Source organism: Pseudomonas sp. S2_A10 (assembly GCF_054668465.1).
In genome coordinates, this window is sequence record NZ_CP162773.1 from 803976 (window position 1) to 825141 (window position 21166).

Annotated in this window: 22 protein-coding genes; 10 read left to right on the top strand and 12 right to left on the bottom strand. The window is 58.8% G+C overall.

The genetic code is table 11. The annotated features are described in order from the left end of the window. Positions 1 to 76 precede the first annotated feature (76 nt). The 3 genes from AB4N41_RS03615 to AB4N41_RS03625 all read left to right on the top strand — a co-directional run bounded on the left by AB4N41_RS03615 (position 77) and on the right by AB4N41_RS03625 (position 3268). Positions 77 to 442 (top strand): hypothetical protein, encoded by a 366-nt coding sequence (locus AB4N41_RS03615; protein ID WP_252876866.1) that lies wholly within the window; start codon positions 77 to 79, stop codon positions 440 to 442. Positions 443 to 542: 100 nt separating this feature from the next. Continuing rightward, a complete protein-coding gene (locus tag AB4N41_RS03620; RefSeq protein ID WP_252876867.1) occupies positions 543 to 1277 on the top strand; it encodes a hypothetical protein in 735 nt (244 codons plus the stop codon). A gap of 71 nt (positions 1278 to 1348) precedes the next feature. Beyond that, complete coding sequence (locus tag AB4N41_RS03625) at positions 1349 to 3268, top strand: alkaline phosphatase D family protein (protein ID WP_252876868.1); 1920 nt, start codon at positions 1349 to 1351, stop codon at positions 3266 to 3268. 123 nt (positions 3269 to 3391) lie between these two features. Here the strand turns inward: AB4N41_RS03625 and AB4N41_RS03630 are convergent, their stop codons facing one another. After that, the gene (locus AB4N41_RS03630) at positions 3392 to 4564 is read right to left on the bottom strand and encodes an aspartate aminotransferase family protein (protein ID WP_252876869.1); all 1173 of its coding nucleotides are present in this window, start codon (positions 4562 to 4564) and stop codon (positions 3392 to 3394) included. 102 nt (positions 4565 to 4666) lie between these two features. Here AB4N41_RS03630 and AB4N41_RS03635 point away from each other — a divergent pair, with 102 nt between their 5' ends. Together AB4N41_RS03635 and AB4N41_RS03640 are read left to right on the top strand one after the other, a co-directional pair. After that, positions 4667 to 5593 (top strand): LysR family transcriptional regulator, encoded by a 927-nt coding sequence (locus AB4N41_RS03635; protein WP_252876870.1) that lies wholly within the window; start codon positions 4667 to 4669, stop codon positions 5591 to 5593. Positions 5594 to 5727: 134 nt separating this feature from the next. Beyond that, on the top strand, positions 5728 to 6429 hold the full coding sequence (locus tag AB4N41_RS03640) for a hypothetical protein (protein ID WP_016773307.1): 702 nt from the start codon (positions 5728 to 5730) through the stop codon (positions 6427 to 6429). A 267-nt stretch (positions 6430 to 6696) separates the two neighbouring features. Here the strand turns inward: AB4N41_RS03640 and AB4N41_RS03645 are convergent, their stop codons facing one another. From AB4N41_RS03645 to hmpA, 10 genes are all read right to left on the bottom strand, one after another. After that, a complete protein-coding gene (locus AB4N41_RS03645; RefSeq protein WP_016773306.1) occupies positions 6697 to 7188 on the bottom strand; it encodes a RidA family protein in 492 nt (163 codons plus the stop codon). A gap of 187 nt (positions 7189 to 7375) precedes the next feature. Then, positions 7376 to 7690, bottom strand: a complete 315-nt coding sequence (locus AB4N41_RS03650) for a helix-turn-helix domain-containing protein (RefSeq protein ID WP_041479944.1) — start codon at positions 7688 to 7690, stop codon at positions 7376 to 7378. After that, a complete protein-coding gene (locus tag AB4N41_RS03655; RefSeq protein ID WP_252876871.1) occupies positions 7687 to 8031 on the bottom strand; it encodes a toxin in 345 nt (114 codons plus the stop codon). Before AB4N41_RS03655 ends, AB4N41_RS03650 begins: the two co-directional genes overlap by 4 nt. A 115-nt stretch (positions 8032 to 8146) precedes the next feature. Further along, complete coding sequence (gene cyoE / locus AB4N41_RS03660) at positions 8147 to 9034, bottom strand: heme o synthase (protein ID WP_016773305.1); 888 nt, start codon at positions 9032 to 9034, stop codon at positions 8147 to 8149. A gap of 10 nt (positions 9035 to 9044) precedes the next feature. Then, a complete protein-coding gene (gene cyoD / locus AB4N41_RS03665) occupies positions 9045 to 9380 on the bottom strand; it encodes a cytochrome o ubiquinol oxidase subunit IV (protein ID WP_011335842.1) in 336 nt (111 codons plus the stop codon). After that, the gene (cyoC, locus tag AB4N41_RS03670) at positions 9380 to 10003 is read right to left on the bottom strand and encodes a cytochrome o ubiquinol oxidase subunit III (RefSeq protein WP_016773303.1); all 624 of its coding nucleotides are present in this window, start codon (positions 10001 to 10003) and stop codon (positions 9380 to 9382) included. Before cyoC ends, cyoD begins: the two co-directional genes overlap by 1 nt. Positions 10004 to 10006: 3 nt before the next feature. Beyond that, entirely contained in the window at positions 10007 to 12037 is a 2031-nt protein-coding gene (gene cyoB / locus AB4N41_RS03675; protein ID WP_041479948.1) for a cytochrome o ubiquinol oxidase subunit I, read from the bottom strand. 3 nt (positions 12038 to 12040) lie between these two features. Then, positions 12041 to 12982: a ubiquinol oxidase subunit II gene (gene cyoA / locus AB4N41_RS03680; protein ID WP_024014231.1), complete on the bottom strand. Its 942-nt coding sequence runs from the start codon at positions 12980 to 12982 to the stop codon at positions 12041 to 12043. Between the two features lie 827 nt (positions 12983 to 13809). Beyond that, positions 13810 to 14319 (bottom strand): disulfide bond formation protein B, encoded by a 510-nt coding sequence (locus AB4N41_RS03685; RefSeq protein WP_041479949.1) that lies wholly within the window; start codon positions 14317 to 14319, stop codon positions 13810 to 13812. Between the two features lie 218 nt (positions 14320 to 14537). Further along, a complete protein-coding gene (gene hmpA / locus AB4N41_RS03690; RefSeq protein WP_252876872.1) occupies positions 14538 to 15719 on the bottom strand; it encodes an NO-inducible flavohemoprotein in 1182 nt (393 codons plus the stop codon). Positions 15720 to 15882: 163 nt separating this feature from the next. Here hmpA and norR point away from each other — a divergent pair, with 163 nt between their 5' ends. From norR to AB4N41_RS03715, 5 genes are all read left to right on the top strand, one after another. Then, complete coding sequence (gene norR, locus AB4N41_RS03695; RefSeq protein WP_150741853.1) at positions 15883 to 17445, top strand: nitric oxide reductase transcriptional regulator NorR; 1563 nt, start codon at positions 15883 to 15885, stop codon at positions 17443 to 17445. 579 nt (positions 17446 to 18024) lie between these two features. Further along, positions 18025 to 18927 carry a chemotaxis protein CheV gene (locus AB4N41_RS03700; protein WP_016773296.1) on the top strand — a complete coding sequence of 301 codons (903 nt, stop codon included), beginning with the start codon at positions 18025 to 18027 and terminating at the stop codon, positions 18925 to 18927. 3 nt (positions 18928 to 18930) lie between these two features. Then, a complete protein-coding gene (locus AB4N41_RS03705; RefSeq protein ID WP_252876873.1) occupies positions 18931 to 19413 on the top strand; it encodes a GNAT family N-acetyltransferase in 483 nt (160 codons plus the stop codon). 144 nt (positions 19414 to 19557) lie between these two features. Then, positions 19558 to 19884: a hypothetical protein gene (locus AB4N41_RS03710; protein ID WP_056790191.1), complete on the top strand. Its 327-nt coding sequence runs from the start codon at positions 19558 to 19560 to the stop codon at positions 19882 to 19884. An 83-nt stretch (positions 19885 to 19967) separates the two neighbouring features. Continuing rightward, the gene (locus AB4N41_RS03715; RefSeq protein ID WP_252876874.1) at positions 19968 to 20717 is read left to right on the top strand and encodes a YkgJ family cysteine cluster protein; all 750 of its coding nucleotides are present in this window, start codon (positions 19968 to 19970) and stop codon (positions 20715 to 20717) included. A gap of 135 nt (positions 20718 to 20852) precedes the next feature. Here the strand turns inward: AB4N41_RS03715 and AB4N41_RS03720 are convergent, their stop codons facing one another. After that, a complete protein-coding gene (locus tag AB4N41_RS03720) occupies positions 20853 to 21092 on the bottom strand; it encodes a hypothetical protein (protein WP_016773292.1) in 240 nt (79 codons plus the stop codon). Between the last annotated feature and the right edge of the window lie 74 nt (positions 21093 to 21166).

Consider the following 21166-nt stretch of genomic DNA (forward strand, 5'->3'; position numbering starts at 1 on the left):
ATTTTGCTATCGTTCCGTCCACTCTCAACAGGCGACCAAGTTGTCGCCTCTGTCTCGTGGCAAGGAAAGAAATCCGATGGATGCTGTGTTGTGTTTAGTGGTCATGGCGGCAATGTGGTTCTGGGTGGTGCGACAGCGCGGGCACTGGAATCTGTTGTTGGCAAACCTCGCCGGAGCGGGCAGCGCTGTGGTGGCGGGCATTGTCTTCACACTGCTTTATGACGGGCTGTTCGGCACCACCATGGCAGCGCCGGGACTGCACAACAGCCTGGTGGTGTTCATGACCAGCGCGGGCGTCCTGGCGGGTGTGTGGTTGTGGATCGCCAAGCGTCGTCAGCCGGCGCATCCGGTTGCACGTCAACTGCTCGCGGGGGTCTGTGGCGTTGCCGCCGGCATGGTCATGTTGATTTTTCTGGCGGCGAATTATTTTCCGCAGCCGTAGCCGGACGGCGCGTCTATTTTGCTATCTTGCCGCGCATCGTCGGTGCTCGCTGATCGTCTCGCGCCGCGCTTGGATTGTTGAAAGGTAAGGAAAGGATCAAATGGAGTTTTTGCGTTTTCTGGCGTTCGTCGCTGTCTGGGGTTTCATGTGGCGCTGGGTGGTGAAGAACCGCGGCAGCTGGAACATTTTCTACGGCAACATCGTTGGCGCGGCGGGTGGGTTCATTGTCGGGCTGGTGATGTTGTCGATCACCTTTTCGCTGTTTCCTTCGTCGTTCGATCACGAGGCGCAGGCGCAAAACACGCCAGTCGTCGAGTCGACCTCTGTACTGCCTGAAGCCGAGGCAGTCACGCCCGCCACCGAACTGAAAGATGCGCCGGTTTTTGCTGCCATCGAAGCGGACGACAAGCCTTCCCCCCCGGACTCCGCACTGTTGCCGAATAACGTCAGCCGGGCACCGAAATCAATGGCGGTACAGACGGTGCTGAATCAAAGCGACTACGAGGGTCGCATGGCCCTCGCCGCGCTGAACAAGAAGTTGCGCGGCGACGCACAGGCCGACAAGTCGATGATCGCGTATGTCATGTGCAGCCCGTTTGTCACCAGCACCCTGCGTTATCCCGCTTCGGCGCGTTTTGCTGACAGCAAAGCGCTGGTCAGTCATCGCTACAAGGATCAGGTCTACAGCTTCAGCAACAGCGTAACTGCGCGCAACATGAATGGCGACGATGTCACCTACCGTTTCGATTGCTCCGTGCAGGAATTGCCACGGGTTGATGCGACGGCTGGGGAATGGCGTTTGCTGGCGCTGAAACTTGAAAAAGCCGACTCTTAAGGCTCGTTTAAGCGATCAAGGCGCCGGCTGCGCTATCATCGCCAGCCTGTGCGCCTTGAACTTTATCCTCAATGTTTCCAACACCCGATAACCTGATCTCGCTGCCTCCTGTCCTGGCCGGCCCGCTGCTGCGGCGGCTGGAGCCGACGCGCGTGGTGCTGTGGCTGGTGGGCTCGCGTGAACTGACGCTGACCTTGCGCCTGCAAGGTGTAGGAGATATTCCGCTCGACTCAGAGAAATGCACGGTCATTGCCGTAGGCCGTCATGCGTTCGTGCATCTGATAGACGTTCAACTTGAAAGCGCCCTGCCCTGCGACACGTTTATCGCTTACGACCTGCTGATCGACGACGCCATCGGTATGGCTGAGTGGGCGCCTCATCTGCTTTACCCTGGTGCCAGCTGCGCGAACCTCGTAGTGCGTTCGCGGATCGACCAATTGCTCCACGGCTCCTGCCGCAAGCCGCATCATCCGGCAACCGACGGTTTGCTCTGCGTCGATCAATTGCTGGCCGACGAAACCGATGCGCAACGGCGCCCGGCGCTGCTGATGATGAGCGGTGATCAGGTCTATGCCGACGATGTTGCCGGGCCGATGCTGCGGGCGATTCATGGCTTGATCGAGCGTCTGGGTCTGTTCGATGAGCACCTTGACGGTGCCGTGGTCAGCGACAGCGCCAAGCTCTACCAACACCCGGCCAGCTACTACCACCGTGCGGATTTGTTACCGGCGCTGGAGAGCAACGAGACCTTGCGCGAGCGATTTTTCGGTGGCGCGCGTAAGCCGATTTTCACCAGCAGCAGTGCCGACAACCATCTGGTGACGTTCGCCGAAGTCATGGCCATGTACATGCTGGTGTGGTCGCCGACGCCGTGGTCGCTGATCAATCCGAGCGCGCCGACGCTGACGCCGGAACGCCGCAAGCGCTACCACCTCGAGCAGACGCGCATTGATGCCTTCAAGACGGGCCTGGGCAACGTCGCGCGGGCGCTGGCGCATCTGCCGAGCCTGATGATTTTCGATGACCACGACATCACCGATGACTGGAATCTTTCTGCGCAGTGGGAGGAAACCGCCTACGGCCATCCGTTCTCCAAACGCATCATCGGCAACGCGCTGATTGCTTATCTGTTGTGTCAGGGCTGGGGCAACAATCCTGATGCCTTCAAGGACGTGCTGGAGCAGACCGCGCAACTGAGCGCCAGCGGTGACGACGGCTATCTGGACATGCCGGTGCAGGACGATCTGATTGATCAGTTGCTGCGTTTTCAGCAGTGGCATTTTGTGTTGCCGAGCAGTCCGGCACTGGTGGTGATAGATACGCGCACCCGGCGCTGGCGCAGCGAGATGGCCCTCAAGCAACCGTCGGGCCTGCTCGACTGGGAAGCCTTGAGCGAACTGCAACAGGAACTGCTCGATCACCCTTCGGCAATCATCGTGTCGCCGGCGCCGATCTTTGGCGTGAAGCTGATTGAAACCGTGCAGAAAGTGTTCAGCTGGTGCGGTTATCCGCTGCTGGTCGACGCGGAAAACTGGATGGCCCATCGCGGCGCGGCGCAGGTGATCCTGAACATTTTCCGACACTCGCGCACACCCGGAAACTACGTGGTGCTGTCCGGCGATGTGCATTATTCCTTCGTCTACGAAGTCCTGATCCGCCACCGCAAGGCCGGCCCACGGATCTGGCAGATCACCAGCAGCGGCATCAAGAACGAATTCCCGCCAACGCTGCTGGAATGGTTCGACCGTCTCAACCGTTGGCTCTACTCACCGCGCTCGCCGTTGAACTGGTTCACCAAACGCCGCCTGATGCGCATCGTCCCGTACACGCCGGAACATGCCGAGGCCGGGGAGCGGCTGTGGAATTCAGCGGGGATCGGACAGGTGTTTTTCAATGAACAGGGGCAGCCGAGCGAGATTGTTCAGCACAACTCGAATGGGGCGGAGAAGACGAGGATGCTGGCGCCGGAGTTTAAAGATGTGCCGGACTAAAGCCATGCGCTGACCTGTGGGAGCGAGCCTGCTCGCGAAGGCGCAATTTCAGTCGACATCTACTGTGAATAGTCGACCGCTTTCGCGAGCAGGCTCGCTCCCACAGGATTTTGCGCAGACCAATCAATGTGCGGCCAGAGCCCGCCCAACCCCTCTGACAATCATCCCCACCTCGCGCTCATCAATCGTCAGCGGCGGGAGCAATCTGATGGTCTTGCCACGAGTCACGTTGATCAACAAGCCGTGATCCCGCGCAGCGATCAGCGTCAGGTCGCGCACCGGTTGTTTCAGTTCGATACCGATCATGAGACCCTGCCCCCGGATTGCCAGCACGTTCGGGTTGTCTGCCAATTCGGCGCGCAAGCGTTCCAGCAGCCGTGCGCCCTGCACCCGCGCATTCGCCAGCAGGCCTTGTTCTTCGATGATGTCCAGCACCGTGCAGCCGACCCGGCAGGCCAGCGGATTGCCACCGAAAGTGCTGCCATGGCTGCCCGGGGTGAACAGGTCGGCCGCGCGGCCGCGGGCCAGGCAGGCGCCGATCGGCACGCCATTGCCCAAGCCTTTGGCGAGGGTCATGACGTCGGGCACGATGCCTTCGTGTTGAAAGGCGAACCACTGCCCGGTGCGGCCGATGCCGGTCTGGATTTCATCGAGCATCAGCAGCCACGCGTGGCGATTGCACAGGTCGCGCAGGGCCTTGAGATAACCCGGAGGTGCGACTTGTACGCCGCTTTCGCCCTGGATCGGTTCGACCAGAATCGCCACGATGCGCGCGCCGTGTTTGCGCTGTATTTGCTCCAGCGCCGGGAGATCGCCGAACGGCACTTTGACGAAATCCCCCGGCAGTTCGTTGAAGCCCAGGCGCACCGCCGGGCCATCGCTGGCAGACAGCGTGCCGAGGGTGCGGCCATGAAACGCGTTGGCCATGACCACCACCAGCGGCTGCTCGATGCCTTTGCGCCAGCCGTAAAGGCGCGCCAGTTTCAGTGCCGTCTCGTTCGCTTCGGCGCCGGAGTTGTTGAAAAACGCGCGCTCCATCCCCGACAACACAGTCAGCCGCTTGGCCAGTTGTTGTTGCCAATCGATGCTGTACAGGTTGGAGGTGTGCAGCAGCAATCCCGCCTGCTCGCTGATCGCCGAGACAATGCGCGGATGCGAGTGGCCGACATTGGTCACTGCCACACCGGCAACAGCGTCCAGATATTCGCGCCCCGCCTGATCCCACAGGCGCGTGCCCAAGCCCTTGGTGAAACTCAGGGCCAGTGGTTGGTAGGTGTTCATCAGGGCGGCGGTCATGACGTGAAACTCCATTGCAGGTCGGTGTTTTTGCAGTATGGTTAGCCACCTGAGCTGGATAAACCCGGAAAAACTTCAATCATTTAAAAGCCGAGCTTGATAATGGATTTGTTTCAGTCGATGGGCGTGTACGTCAAAGTGGTGGAAACCGGGAGCATGACGGCCGCCGCTGCGAAGTGCGAAATGTCGACGACGATGGTGGGCAATCATCTGCGCGCGCTGGAGCAACGGCTCGGCGTGCAACTGCTGCAACGCACCACGCGCCGCCAGCGCCTGACCGAATTCGGCAGTGTCTATTATCAGCGCTGCCTGGAAGTGCTCGGCCTGGTGGCCGACTCCGAACGCCTGGCCGAACAAGCGTCGGACGAGCCGCGCGGTTTGCTGCGTATCACCGCGCCACTGACCTTCGGCGTCGAACGACTGACCCCGGCGCTCAGCGAATATTCCTTGCTGTATCCGCAAGTGAAACTCGACGTGGTGCTGACTAACAGCCGCCCGGATCTGCTGGAGAACGGCCTCGATGTCGCCTTCCGCCTGGGCAATTTCGACCAATCCAACCTGATCGCTCGCCCCCTGATCGACTACACCCTGACGGTCTGCGCCTCCCCTGATTACATCGCGCGGCGCGGCATGCCGCACACGCCCCAGGATTTGCAGCAACACGATTGCCTGTCCTTCGCCTACCCGGCTGGGGATGACTGGCAATCGGTGGAAAAACGCTGGCGTCTGAGCGGCCCGGAAGGTGAAGTCCTCGTCGACGTCAGCGGACCGATGCTGATCAACAGTTCCGCCGGTTTGCACCAGGCAGCGCGCAACGGCATGGGCATCATGATGCTGCCCGACGCGCTGGTGGAGCAGGATCTGCGCGACGGCAAACTGGTCAGGGTAATGACGGATTACCAACCGCCAAGCAGGCCGATGCACCTGTTGTATGCGCAGGATCGCTATCGATTGCCGAAGCTGAGACGCTTTGTCGAGTTTGCGATGCGTACGTGGGGGAAACCCACTGACGCCATGCTCGGAATATAACGCACGCCGGGAAAAATCCCGACCACCAGACCGTTGCTCCGTGACAACGCCGCCCCGCTCCCCTAAATTAGTCGGCCTGAAAAAGACCTCGTGCTTTCTCGCCTCAACTCAAGTTAAAAAGTAGTGAAATTTCAATGTCCGATTTCAACACCGCTGAATCCGTAGTCACCCAGTCGTCCAAAGCGGAATACGAAAACTCCATCAATCTTTCACAACACCTGCCACAAGCCAAAATCATCAGCGAGATGGTCCTCGACGCGTTCCAGTCGACCCGCGAGAGCGACCAGATCCGCGAATTGCGTGCGGCGATCCGTCAGGCGCATGACAGTTTTGATGACGACAAGGCGTACGAGCTGATGGGCGAACTCAAGCGCCTGAAAGACGCCGAGGCAGCCGACATTGCCGCGCTGGAAGACCTGAGCAGCAAGTTCTCGATCGGACGCATTCTGTCCAGCTTCAAGGACGATCCGGCATTCCAGGAAATCGTTTATGGCCTGGCGCTGAAGGTGTTGAATCAGACCCATCAGGCGATCAGCAATCCGAGCGGCGGCAAGAGCAAAGCTGCGAAGAAGAAAGAAGTGGAAATCTTCACCATCAGCAAGGACGGCGCCAGCGTGACCCTGCCAATGCGCACCCCGCGTTCGCGTCTGAACGTAGATCGTGAGGCACTGGAATTCCTCGGTTTCACTTTCGTGGGTGAAGGCGATGAAGCCGAGCTGGAAAGCGAAACCTTCGTCGATAACGCCGGTACCGAACAGGCGGTGAACCGCAAGAACATCATCACCGCGCTGCAGCAGCAGACGGCGTTTGACGGGTACAGCATCGCGGCGCAGTAATAGCGCAGCCGCTGTACGAAAAAGCCCCGCACTGAGATTCAGGCGGGGCTTTTTGTTGTCCGGCTTGTGATTCGTGAGGAGGCGAAAATCGTCGCCCCTCACCCCAGCCCTCTCCCGAGGGAGAGGGAGCCGAATTGTGTGATTTTCAAACCTGAGTTCGGCTCGGTATTTCAGGTCGGCGTATATCTTGAAAGCCTCTCAGTCAGTCCCCTCTCCCTCCGGGAGAGGGTTAGGGTGAGGGCAAACCGCTCCCCCACCTCCCCCCCCTCAAGCCGAAGGATGCAACGCCGCAATCATGTCCACTTCAATCGCCGCATTCTTCGGCAACTGATACACGCCGATGGTCGTGCGCGTATGCCGTCCGGCATCGCCCAGCACATGGCTGAACACATCCGAAGCGCCGTTGGCCACTTCGCTCAGGTCCACAAAGTCAGCAGTCGACTTCACATACACCGTGACACGCAACAACGCACGAATCTTGTCCAGCGAACCCACCGCATCGACAATCAGCGCCAGGCAACGCATGGCGCTGATGCTCGCCGCGGCTTGCGCATCCTTGAGGTTCAATTCCAGCCCCACGCGACCGGGATACAGAATCTTGCCATTGACCCGCGGCACCATGCCGCTGATGTAGAGCTCGTCGTGATGACGGATCAGCGGCGCGTAATTGCCACCGGCGGTGTTCTCGCCATAGATGTCATAGTTGAGTTCTTCGGCCAAGGCGATAAAACGCTCATCGCAGGTCATCCGTTCGGTCATTGCGCCCAGCCTTTTGATCAATGCACGGGTTGAGACAGTCGAGCACCGGGGGATGGCTTGGAGCTACTACTGTCGGGGTTGGATCCAAATCTATGGCGTTTGCCTAAGTTGTGCAACCAGCGTAGATGGAACAAAAGGCCCTAAACCTTTCGGATGCCCCGGACCACAAGCTGGTCTTCAGCGGCGCTCAAACAGTGTTCAAGCGCTCAACCATATCTGGAAATTTTTCAACCAGTCGTATCAATAAGGCTGCTTGAGCATTGGGCTTCGACTTTTCCTGCTCCCAATTTCGAAGGGTGTTTGGACTTGTCCTGATTCGACTGGCAAAAACAGCTTGAGACATATGCAGTTTTTCTCGAAGAGCAACAATTTCCTGTGCGCCCACTTCAGGTACAGGCTTGTCCTCAAGCACTGTATTGCGCAGTGTGATCTTGCCCTCGCGTTGAGCCGCCATCTCATCAACGCCCTGCATTAACTCTGCAAACAGGTCGCGTTTTTTCATGGGGTACCTCGTTTTTTCAACTCTTTATCAATGGCTGTCCTGAGTGCCCTCTCTTGCTCGGCAGTCAGCTTCTCAAGCTCATCTTTGTCGTAAATGGCGAACATCCAGAACTGACCATCATTCATAAGCCAATAGTAGAGAACCCGCAAGCCGCCCCGTCTTCCCTTGCTACGGCGAGAATCAGCCCAGCGCAGCTTACGGAAGCCACCCGTTCGAGGCATTACATCGCCCGCAAGCGGATTGCTCTGAAGGTAGTTCTGCAATGTTCGATATTCGTCGTCCGTCAGATAGCGGCCAACGCTTTTGGTAAATATCGTTGTTTCAAAAAAGATTGTTCGCATAGCCAAACTATAAGCAGCTTGACTATAGACAGCCTATCAACAAATCGCTGCTCGAATAAACAAAAAACCCCGCACATCTCTCAACGTGCGGGGTTTTTCCTGAAGCTTGCAAACCTTACGGCGCGTACGTCAGCAACAGCTCTGTCGGCACCTTGAAGTCCAGGGACATCATGACGCTCAACGCAGTGATGGTGAAGATCGAGAACACGAACAGCTTGCGTGCCCAGACGGTGTCATCGACTGCCTTGTAGCCGGTCCAGGCCATGTACAGCCAGTACATGCCCATGGCGGCGGCGACGGCTAGGTAGCTCATGCCGGCGTAGCCGCTGAAGGTCAGCATCAAGGTCGCCACGAGGAACGCCAGGATGTAGAGCAGGATGTGCTTCTTCGCCACTTGAATGCCGCGTTTCACTGGCAGCACCGGAATCGATGCGGCCAGGTAATCATTGAAACGGAAAATCGCGATGGCGTAGGAATGCGGCATCTGCCACAGGCTGAACATCACCAGCAGGGTAAGTGCGGCCATGTCGAAGCTGTTGGTCACGGCAACGTAACCGATCACTGGCGGCATGGCGCCCGACAGACTGCCCACCAGCGTGCCGTGAACCGACTTGCGCTTGAGGTACAGGCTGTAGAAGCCGACGTAGATGATGAAGCCGATTACTGCGAACAAGGCAGCCAACGGGTTGGCCACCTTGTACAACAAGGCAACGCCGAGAACACCCAGAATGGTCGCGTAAACCAGGGCCAGTTTCAGGGAGATGAGGCCCTGGACCAGCACACGGTTCTTGGTGCGTTCCATCTTCAGGTCGATGTCGCGGTCGATGCAGTTGTTGAACACGCAACCGGAGGCCACGACCAGGGAAGTACCGATCATGGCGGCCAGAAACACCGCCAGATCGACATGCCCTTTCGAGGCCAGGAAGAACCCGCCTGCCACAGAAAGCACGTTACCGAAAATGATCCCCGGTTTGGTGATTTGGATAAAGTGCTTGAGCGACATCGGGTCTACCTCACTTCGCCATCATGTACGTGTGGATGCTGAACATGATCCACAGCGACAGGCCAACCAGCAGCACGATCACAATCGCCGTGAAGACGAACGCGATCACGTTGTTACGCTGTGCAATGGAACGGTCCAGGTGCAGGAAGTAATACAGGTGAACGATCACCTGGATCACTGCGAACAGTAGAACGATTGCCAGCGTCGTCGACTTCGGCAGGGTCGGGTACATCACCAGACCGAACGGAATGACGGTCAGGATTACCGACAGGATGAAGCCGATGGCGTACGACTTGACGCTGCCGTGGCCAGCATCGTGGCTGTCATGGGAGTGTGCATTAGCCATTACAGAGTCCCCATCAGGTAAACAACGGTGAAGACGCAGATCCAGACCACGTCCAGGAAGTGCCAGAACAGGCTCAGGCAGCTCAGACGGGTCTTGTTGGTCGACGTCAGGCCATGCTTGTTGACCTGATACATCATGATGCCCATCCAGATCAGACCGGCCGAAACGTGCAGACCGTGGGTGCCGACCAGGGTGAAGAACGCCGACAGGAAGCCCGAACGGCTAGGACCGAAGCCCTCGGAGATCAGCAGGTGGAACTCGTTGATCTCCATGGCGATGAAGCCCGCGCCGAGCAGGAAGGTCATGAACAACCAGCCCAGGACCGCCTGCTTCTTGCCCTTGTACAACGCCAGCATGGCGAAGCCGTAGGTGATCGAACTGAACAACAGCAGAGCGGTTTCGCCCAGCACGTAAGGCAGTTCGAAGATGTCGTGGCCCGACGGGCCACCGGCAACGTTGTTTACCAGTACTGCGTACACCGCGAAGATCGACGCAAACAGAATGCAGTCGGTCATCAGGTAGAGCCAGAAACCGTATACGGTCATCTCGCCCGAGTCGTGGTGATGGTCATCGTGCCCATGGTCACCATGGGCGTGTCCAACATTGGTCACTAAGTTCGACATGGTTTAAGCCTGTTCCAACGAGGTTTCAACACGGGTGGCATTGGCCGGGATTTTCCCTGCCGCGACCAGACGCTTGTGCTGCTCGGCTTCGATACGCTCGATCGTTTCAACCGGAACCATATAGCCCTGGTCGTCACGTGCAGCGTGGATCACGAAGTACACGACGGTGCCCACCAGGCTCGCGATCGCCAGCCACCAGATGTGCCAGATCATCGCGAAACCGAAGACGGTCAACAGCGCGCCCATCACCACGCCAGTGGCGGTGTTGTTCGGCATGTGGATCGGCTCGTACTTGGCCGGACGCTGGTACGCAGTACCGTTTTCCTTGGCTTCGGTGAACGGGTCGATGCAGTCAGCCTTAGGCAGCACAGCGAAGTTGTAGAACGGTGGTGGCGACGAGGTCGACCATTCCAGGGTGTGTGCATTCCACGGGTCACCGTGATCGCAAACGTTCTCTGGCTTGTTGCGGTCGCGCACACTGACGTACAGCTGGATCAGTTGGCAGGCGATACCCACAGCAATCATCACCGCACCGAACATGGCAACGTACAGGTACGGTACCCACTCAGGGTTGGTGGTGGCGTTCAGACGACGGGTCATGCCCATGAAGCCCAGTGCATAGAGCGGCATGAACGCGACGAAGAAGCCCGAGATCCAGAACCAGAACGCTGCTTTACCCCAGCCTTCGTGCAGCTTGAAGCCGAACGCTTTCGGGAAGTAGAACGCGAAGCCAGCGATGTAACCGAATACCGCACCGCCGATGATCACGTTGTGGAAGTGCGCGATCACGAACAGGCTGTTGTGCAGCACGAAGTCAGCACCCGGGATGGCCAGCAGTACGCCGGTCATGCCGCCGATGGCGAAGGTCACCATGAAGCCCAGTGTCCACATTACCTGGCTGGTGAAGCGCAGACGACCCTGGTAGATGGTGAACAGCCAGTTGAACAGCTTCACACCCGTCGGGATGGAAATCAGCATCGTCGCCAGACCGAAGAAGGCGTTGACGCTCGCACCCGAACCCATGGTGAAGAAGTGGTGCAGCCAGACCATGAAGCCCAGTACCGAGATCGCGCCCGAGGCGTAGATCATCGAGTGGTGGCCGAACAGTTTCTTGCCGGTGAACGCCGAGATCACTTCCGAGAAGATGCCGAATGCCGGCAGGATCAGGATGTAAACCTCAGGGTGGCCCCAGGCCCAGAACAGGTTGACGTACATCATTGGATTGCCACCAAGTTCATTGGTGAAAATGTGGAAATCCATGTAACGGTCAAGGGTCAGCAGTGCCAGGGTAGCGGTCAGGATCGGGAACGAAGCCACGATCAGAACGTTTGCCCAGGTGCAGGTCCAGGTGAAGATCGGCATGTCCATCAGTTTCATGCCAGGGGTACGCATTTTCAGTACGGTCGCGAGGAAGTTGACCCCGGTTAACGTCGTACCCAATCCGGATAGCTGTAGCGCCCAGATGTAGTAATCCATACCCACGCCAGGACTGTATTGCAGACCCGACAGCGGCGGATACGCAACCCAACCGGTCTTGGCGAACTCGCCGACGCCCAGGGACAGGTTGATCAGCACAACGCCGGACACCAGCAGCCAGAAGCTCAGGGAGTTCAGGAACGGGAACGCAACGTCACGCGCGCCGATCTGCAGCGGCACTGCAAGGTTCATCAGGCCGGTGAAGAATGGCATCGCCATGAAGATGATCATGATCACACCGTGAGCGGTGAAGATCTGGTCATAGTGTTCAGGTGGCAGGTAGCCAGGCGAACCCTCGGTGGCCATGGCCAGCTGGGTACGCATCATGATCGCGTCGGCAAAGCCGCGCAGCAGCATGACCATGGCGACGATGATGTACATCACGCCGATTTTCTTGTGGTCGACCGAAGTCAGCCACTCGGTCCACAGGTACGTCCACTTCTTGAAGTAAGTGATCGCAGCGAACAGCGCCAGACCACCGAGGGCGATCATGGCGATGGTCACCATCACGATCGGCTCGTGGAATGGGACTGCTTCCCAACTTAATTTACCAAACATCGTTTACTCCTCTGCCCCGGCAGCTGAATGCGAACCCGCGTCAATATCCGTGGCCGCCACTTCTTTCTCTTTCTTCTCGTGCTTCAGCGGCTTGCCCGGCTTCATACCTTCGTACTTGTCGACGATGATCTGGAACTGGTTCGGCGTGACCGACGAGTAGAGTTCGACTGGGTTGTTCTGGCTCGGTTTGGCCAGGGCCGCGTATTCAGCCTGATCAAGCTGTTTAGGCGACTTCTTGACTTCACTTACCCAGGCGTCGAAATCTTCCTGAGTGGTGGAGATAGCCTTGAATTTCATACCGGTGAAACCGGCACCGCTGTAGTTGGCGGAGATACCGTCCATTTCAGCGTTGCGGTCAGCGATCAGGTGCAGCTTGGTCTGCATGCCCGCCATCGCGTAGATCTGGCCGCCCAGGCCCGGGATGAAGAACGAGTTCATCACGGCGTCGGAGGTGATCTTGAAGTTGATTGGCGTGTGCGCCGGGAACACGATCTTGTTGACCGTGGCAATGCCTTGTTCCGGGTAGATGAACAGCCACTTCCAGTCCAGCGCGACGACTTCGATGGTCACCGGCTTGACGTCAGACTCGATCGGACGATACGGGTCCAGCTCGTGAGTCGAGATGTAAGTGATGTAGCCCAGGGCGATGATGATCAGCACCGGGATGGTCCAGACGGCCACTTCGATCTTGGTCGAGTGCGACCACTTCGGCGTGTAGACGGCGTTCTTGTTCGAAGCGCGGTACTTCCAGGCAAACAGGAAGGTCATGACGATGACCGGCACGACGACCAACAGCATCAGCAGCGTGGCGGTGATGATCAGGTTGCGCTGTTCCAGGCCGACCTGGCCCGTTGGATTGAGCAAGGTCATGTTGCAGCCTCCCAGCAGCAACGTGCCGAGCAGCGGCACTAGGCCTAGTAATCTGGGGTACCTGTTTTTACTCATCTCACGACCTCTAAAGCAGCTTGCGCAATGCAGTTGGGTTTTGATCGCCAACACTTCACCCTGCCAAGGGTTGGCATTTTCTTTGGATTGAATAAGGGCCGCCCGTCGCGCGTCTCACGCTCGACAAAACCTTGGGACAGCGTTCAGTTCTTATTCGAATTCGTGGTCAAAGGCCTTGTTACAGACCAATTCCATTTGGTGCGGAAAATTGGAAAGGCACCGACACCAGGGTGTCTCGAAAGCCTCGCGGCTCGCTCGACACCCGACCTCCTGATCAGTTCCTTGATAAAGGCTGAACAGCGTCGGGAATTCAGTGCGGGCGATTGTAGATAGGTAGCGCCCTATACACCATGTCTTATCCCGAAATAATTTTTATCACTCAGAGCAACAATCCATCGCCATTTTTGCAAAAGTTGCGCAAGTTATCGAAAGCGTTTCTCAATAAAAGCGGCAAAATCTGCCAGCGTAACCGCCTCAAATCAGACAGCTCTGCACCCGATCTACAAACGCTGGAGCGGCGCAAAGCCCGATGTTCCAAGGGCTTCGTCCATCTGCCGGCGCCTGTTAAAACTGCCTGCTCTGGTACGTCCGTGCTCAAGCCCGAAAACACTAAAACTGGCCAATGTTTTTATGTAACAGGCGGCCAATCCGCCGCATCCCGAGTCCCTGCGACAGCCCCTGTGTGACAACATGTCGCACATTTGCCGCACGCTTCATTGCCGTTCGTCACGGTGTTTTCACAAACGCTCTGAAATGCAAAACGCCCCGATTTTCATCAACGAAAATCGGGGCGTTTTGTTTATCGGCAGCTCTGCCGAGAAGTTGACTCAGCGCAGCGCTTTTCGATTACGCGAGGTCAGCAACGGCACCAGAATCACCACCAGCACGAACGCCACCAGCGCCCACTGTGCCAGCGACAGGCCGAGGATCGGCGGATACGGCGTCGAGCAGAAACCGTCGACCTGGAAGCCCAGCGGGAAAATTTTCGCCAACGGCAGATCATCGACAATCGGTTGCAGCACATCGACGCCACAACTCACCGCCGGATAGAACTGCGTATAGACGTGATGCCCGGCCACTCCGGCCCCGGCAATCGCACAGATCACTACCAGTGTCTCGAACACGGTGATGCTGCGACGGCTACGCATGCCCGCACCGATGAAGGCGAACACTGCAATCAGCAACAGTGCATAGCGCTGCAGAATGCACAGTGGGCAAGGTGCTTCGCCGAGCACGACCTGCATGTATAGTGCGCCGCCGATCAACGCCAGGCAGATGATCCCCAGCAACACCAGATAGCGCCGCTCACGCCCCAACCGCATCGTTTCCTCGCTCATTGCCTTTCCTTTGTAAGTCCATGGTCCAGCCGGCCGGCGGCTGAAATTGTCGCAAGTCTACACCGGGGCAATAAACGATAGAGCGGTTAAGGAATGATTAACCAACATGGCTTTGCGGCGCGCAGAAGATTCGCGAGCAGGCTCGCTCCCACAATGGATCTGCGTCGCACGCAATTCCTGTGGGAGCCTGCTCGCGAACGAGACAACTCGGTCTCGGATCACTCCAGAGCAGCAGCCGGCCCGAAGAACTCGTAACGGCTCTGCTTCTCCGGCACGCCCAACGCTTTCAGGTGCCGTTTGATCGCGCCCATGAACCCTTTCGGCCCCAGGAAGTAAGCATCGACATCACGCTGCGCCGGCAGCCACTCGCCGAGCAGCTCCTGATTGAGCATCCCAACCTTATCCGCCGCCGGACTGATGCCATCTTCTTCGGCATAGCAATAGAAGCGTTTGAGTTGCGGATGACGCGCCGCCAGCCCATCGACCCAGTCGCGGAACGCGTGGACGCTGCCGTTGCGCGCGCAGTGGATAAAGTGCACCGGACGCTCGGTTGCCAACGCTGCTTCCAGCATCGCCAGAGTCGGAGTGATGCCGACGCCGCCGCTGATCAGCACCAGCGGCTTGTCGCTGGCCGCCAGGGTGAATTCGCCCGACGGCGGGAACAGTTGGATGCTCGAGCCGACGTGCAGTTGATCATGCAGATAGTTGGACGCGCGACCATTCGGTTCACGCTTGACGCTGATGCGGTACTGACCGTTATTGGCCAGTGCCGACAGCGAATAGTTGCGACGGATTTCTTCGCCGTCGAGCATCAGCTTCATGCCGATGTACTGACCCGGTTCGGCCGCAAGAATCGGCCCTTTGTCTGCCGGTTCGAAGTAGAACGAGGTAATTTCGGCGCTCTCTTGCACTTTAGCCGCAACGATGAATTCCCGCGCACCGCGCCAGCCGCCGACAGCTTGTTCCTTCTGGTCATAGATCGCGGCTTCCGCGCCGATCAGGATGTCGGCCAGTTGCCCGTACGCAGCGCCCCAGGCACTCATCACCTCAGGTGTGGCGATCTCTTCGCCGAGCACTTCGGAAATGGCGCGCAGCAGGCAGCTGCCGACGATCGGGTAATGCTCCGGCAGAATCTGCAGGGCGACGTGTTTGTTGATGATCTTCGCCACCAGATCGCCCAACTGGTCGAGCTGATCGATGTGCCGCGCGTACATCAGCACGCCGTTGGCCAAGGCACGCGGCTGATCGCCACTGGCCTGATGCGCCTGGTTGAACAGCGGGCGCACCTGCGGGTATTCGGAGAGCATCATGCGGTAGAAATGCGTGATCAACGCCTCGCCGCCGCTTTCCAGCAGAGGCACGGTGGATTTGACGATGGCACGATCCTGGACGCTAAGCATAAGGTGACTCCTGGGCTTTCTGGAAAGATTGCCTTAGGGATATCAGCTTTCATGCCAACTAATTAATCTTTTAAATTCAATAGCTTGAAACCTTCATAGTCATTTCGACACAAATGAACGTATAGTCATCTCGACTACACCTTGTCTCTTTGACTACATAACCATGACCGCTAAATCCCTGCTTACCGCCCTGCTGCCTCTGGTCGCCGACCTCTCCCGCGAACTGCCCGAGGGCGAGCGCTACCGGCGCCTGCTCGAAGCCATGCGCGCTTTGCTGCCTTGCGATGCAGCCGCGTTGTTGCGTCTGGATGGCGAATCATTGGTGCCGCTGGCGGTGGATGGCTTGAGTACCGACACCCTCGGCCGGCGCTTCAAGGTCAGCGAGCATCCGCGCTTCGAAATTCTGCTGGCCGGCGCCGGGCCGACGCGTTTTGCCGCCGACAGCGACTTGCCCGATCCTTATGACGGATTGGTCGATGGCCTAGACGATCATCTTGAAGTTCACGACTGCCTCGGCTGTCCTTTATTCGTCGATGAAAAACTCTGGGGCCTGATCACCCTCGACGCGCTGGACCCGGAGCGTTTCGAGCCGATCGAACTCGACGCCCTGCAAGCCTTTGCCAGCCTCGCCTCGGCCACGGTCAATGCGGCCGAACGCATCGAACGTCTGGCCACCCGCGCCGAAGACGAGCATCAGCGCGCCGAGGTCTACCGTCAGGCCAGCGGCCAGCAGCACCGCGAAATGATCGGCCAGAGCAAGGCGCATAAACGTTTGGTGGAAGAAATCAATCTGGTCGGCGGCAGTGATCTGACTGTTCTGATCACCGGCGAAACCGGCGTCGGCAAAGAGCTCGTGGCCCAAGCGATCCACGCCGCCTCCGCGCGCGCCGACAAACCGATCATCAGCCTCAATTGCGCCGCCCTGCCCGACACGCTGGTCGAAAGCGAACTGTTCGGCCACGTGCGCGGCGCCTTCACCGGCGCCACCAGCGACCGTCGTGGCAAGTTCGAACTGGCCAATGGCGGCACGCTGTTTCTCGATGAAGTCGGCGAGTTGTCGCTGACGGTCCAGGCCAAGTTGCTGCGCGTGCTGCAGAGCGGTCAGTTGCAGCGCCTGGGTTCGGACAAGGAGCATCAGGTCGATGTGCGTCTGATTGCAGCGACCAATCGCGATCTGGCCGAGGAAGTGCGCAGCGGTCGCTACCGCGCCGACTTCTATCACCGTTTGAGCGTGTATCCGCTGCGAGTGCCGGCGCTGCGCGATCGTGGGCGTGATGTGTTGCTACTCAGTGGCTTCTTTCTGGAACAGAACCGCTCGCGCATGGGCCTCAATAGCCTGCGCTTGAACAGTGATGCTCAGGAAGCGCTGCTCGCCTACACCTGGCCGGGGAATGTCCGGGAGCTGGAGCATTTGATCGGGCGCAGTGCGCTGAAGGCGCTGGGTAACTGCAAAGTGCGGCCGAAGATTTTGAGTCTGAGCGCGGCGGATCTGGATTTGCCCCGAGAGGTTGTGGATAACGTGGTTGCGCCTGCCAATGCTGACTTGGCCAGTGTGATGCCGATGATCACCGGGGATTTGCGCAGTGCCACCGATGAGTTTCAGCGGCGGTTGATCGGTGCAGCGCTGGAGCGTCATCAGGATAACTGGGCAAGTGCGGCGCGGGAGTTGGGGGTGGATCGGGCGAATCTGGGGCGCATGGCCAAACGACTAGGCATGAAGAGCTAAAAGCACACCCTCACCCTAGCCCTCTCCCAGAGGGAGAGGGGACTGATGGGGGGATATTGAAGAATTCCACTGACGTGAAAGATTTCTTCCGAATCCATAATCGACTCGGTCGTTCAGGTCGGTGTAAAACGCCAGACACCTCCGTCGGCCCCCTCTACCTCTGGGAGAGGGGACTGATTGGGGGATACTGAAGAACTCCACTGACGTGAAAGATTTCTTCCGAATCCATAATCGACTCGGTCGTTCAGGTCGGTGTAAAACGCCAGACACCTCCGTCGGCCCCCTCTACCTCTGGGAGAGGGGACTGATCGGGGGATATTGAAGAATTCCACTGACGTGAAAGATTTCTTCCGAATCCATAATCGACTCGGTCGTTCAGGTCGGTGTAAAACGCCAGACACCTGCGTCGGCCCCCTCTACCTCTGGGAGAGGGCTGGGGGTGAGGGGCAGTGATAGAGAGAACAGCGATCAACTCAAGCCGACTAGCCGACAACTAACCTAAAGCCCACCCCTTTAACGCCGATAACACGGCATCAAAGGTTTCTGGCGATTTCCACTCTCGCCCCACAGAAGGTTCTTATGTCCTCCACCAAAGCCCGCGCAGATTCACTTTCGCTTCTGCTGTTTACCTTGCGCAGCGGCAAGCTGATGGCGATCAACCTGCTGAAAGTCAGTGAAATCATCCCCTGCCCGCCGCTGACCAAGCTGCCGGAGTCGCACCCGCACGTCAAAGGCATCGCCTCCCTGCGCGGTGCCTCTTTGTCGGTGATCGACCTCAGCCGCGCGATCGGCGAACGGCCGCTGGAGGATCCCAACGGTGGCTGCCTGATCGTCACCGATGTCAGCCGTTCCAAGCAGGGTCTGCATGTGCAGGCGGTGAGCAAGATCGTCCATTGCCTGACCACCGACATCAAGCCACCACCTTTCGGCTCCGGCGGCTCGCGTGCCTACATCACCGGCGTGACCTCGGTGGACGGCACGCTGGTGCAGGTGCTGGATATCGAAAAAGTCATCCACAGCATCGCCCCGGCGCAGATCGAAATGGCGCCGACCGACCTGACCATGGAAGACGCCGAAGTGCTCGGCAACGCGCGCATTCTGGTGGTCGACGACAGCCAGGTGGCGCTGCAGCAATCGGTGCACACCCTGCGCAACCTCGGCCTGCAATGCCACACCGCGCGCAGTGCCAAGGAAGCCATCGACTGCCTGCTCGACCTGCAAGGCACCGCGCAGCAGATCAATCTGATCGTCTCCGACATCGAAATGTCGGAAATGGACGGCTACGCCTTCACCCGTACCCTGCGCGAAACCCCGGATTTCGCTCACTTGTACGTCTTGCTGCATACCTCGCTCGACAGCGCGATGAACAGTGAAAAAGCTCGCCTGGCCGGTGCCAACGCGGTGCTGACCAAGTTCTCCTCGCCGGAGCTGACCCAACGCCTGATCGAAGCCGCCAAGCACGTCGCGGCCAACGGGCACTGAGTCTTGGCCGAAACGTTTTGCTTTCTGCTGCGCCGCGACTTGAGTGGACCTCTGCCGGATGCTCAGTGGCCGGACGGGATTGAGCTGTCCGTCTACCGCGAGGAACTGGCGCCGGCAGTGCATCAGTTGATGCAGCTCGGACAGCTGGAAGGTGGCGGTCGAGTGCCGTCACTGGACGATTGGCAGCGGCGCTTTGCCAGCGACCCTGAATACGACCCTGCGTTGTGTTTCATTGCCTGCGATGCCGAGGGCGTGGTGGGCGTGGCGCAGTGCTGGACCAGCACATATATCAAGAATCTGGTGGTGCACCCGCGAATGCAGGGCCGGGGGCTTGGACGCGCGTTGTTGCTGCATGCCTTCAGCGTCTTTCAACAGCGGCGCGAGGGGTTTGTCGATTTGCGGGTTCTGGAGGACAACCTGCGGGCGCGGCGGTTGTATGAAAATGCCGGGATGGTTGTGGTTCGGCGCGAGCCTGTGCCCGACTGATCTACCGCTTTCGCGAGCAGGCTCGCTCCCACAGGTGGATTGCATTTCAAACTGTGGGAGCGAGCCTGCTCGCGAAGGGCAGCACTGGCAACTTCCGCTATCCGACAGACTCCAACCTTGGCCATAACCAAGGATGCCCCAACCATGAAAGCCATCACCCTGGCGCTGCTCAGCCTCATCGCCCTCGCCTCCCAGGCCCATGCCTCCAGCCCCGACGCCTGGGCTGCCTATGACAAGACCGTCCTCGCCAGCTGCACCAAGGCCAGCGGTCTGAAAAACGTCAAACCGGTCGGCACACCGGCGCAATTCGACGACCGCGTCGGTTACACCGCCGTTCTGCTGCAAGGCCAATACCCGCAAAAACACATGAAAGGCCAGCAAGGCAGCGAGCTGTGCCTGTACAACAAACAGTCGAAAACCGCGTACGTCACCGAGTGGGATTCGATTCGCCCGACCGCCAAACCTCAGTGAATGGCGCACAACTTGCTTCGACCCGGCCCTGTGCGGTGGTTTTCCGCCACCGTTTCACACCCTGATTGAAGACAGATCGCTCAATGAATACGACGTTTTCCTGCGTAGGTTGCGGCAAATGCTGCACCGATCACCATGTCCCGCTGACGCTCGCCGAAGCCCGCATGTGGGCGGCGGATGGCGGTCAGGTGATCGTGCTGGCCGAGGCTTTTCTCGGCAATGGCCTGGGGCTGCCAGCGCAACAGCGCGAACATGCCGAGCGCCGTTCGGCGGTGGTCCGCAGTGGCACTACTGATGCTCACGTGGCGATCACCTTTGCCGCCTACAACGTCGGCCCCTGCCGGAATCTTGACGACGAAAAGCGCTGCCGGATCTACGAGCGTCGCCCGCTGGTGTGCCGGATTTACCCGGCGGAAATCAATCCGCACATCCCGCTCAATCCTGCTGCCAAGGATTGCCCACCGGAGTCCTGGGAACAGGGACCGGAGCTGATTGTGGGGGGCGAGTTGGTTGATCGGGAACTGGTTGAGTTGATTCAGCGTTCACGTCAGGCGGATCGGGACGACATCAGACTCAAGGATGCGATCTGCGCAACCCTGGGAATTCGCACCACGGCGCTCAAGGGCGACGGGTTCACCGCGTACTTGCCGAACATGGATGCCTTTGCGGCAGTGATCGACCAAGTGAGCGCGCAACCGCTAGCGGCGCAAACCAGTGAATGGCTGTTTCATTTGTCCGGCGATGACGTGGCCGGACAGGTGCTGGCTGCGGGTGGGCTGGTGGTGACTGAACCGGCGCAGACTTATGGGTTTATTTCATTGCGCGCGGCTTGATCTGACATTTGTGCTGTAGCGGCTGTCGCATTCGCGAGCAGGCTCGCTCCCACATTGGATCTGCGCCAAACACAAAACCTGTGGGAGCGAGCCTGCTCGCGAAGAGGCAAGCACAAGCACCATCACTTTCCGATGTCAGCGCTTGCCCATCGACCGACGCGTCCCCGGCGGCGCCATGCCCGGGGTTTTGGTGTGGCCATTCTTCGCGCCATTCTTGTACCACGGCTGATTCGAGCCTTTCGCCGAAGCCAGCTCGCCCGGCTTGAACGGGAACTTGAACGCCGGGATCTCGGCCTTGGTTTCGCTGGCATCAGCCACTTCAGCCGGGACGTCGCTCACAGCGTCGTCAACCGGCGGTTGGGTCGGGGAAGTCATAAAAGCTCCGGGAACAAAAAGTCGGCCCGATCAGTGAGCCGCAAAGGCGCGCAGTATACCTGTGCGCTCTGGCT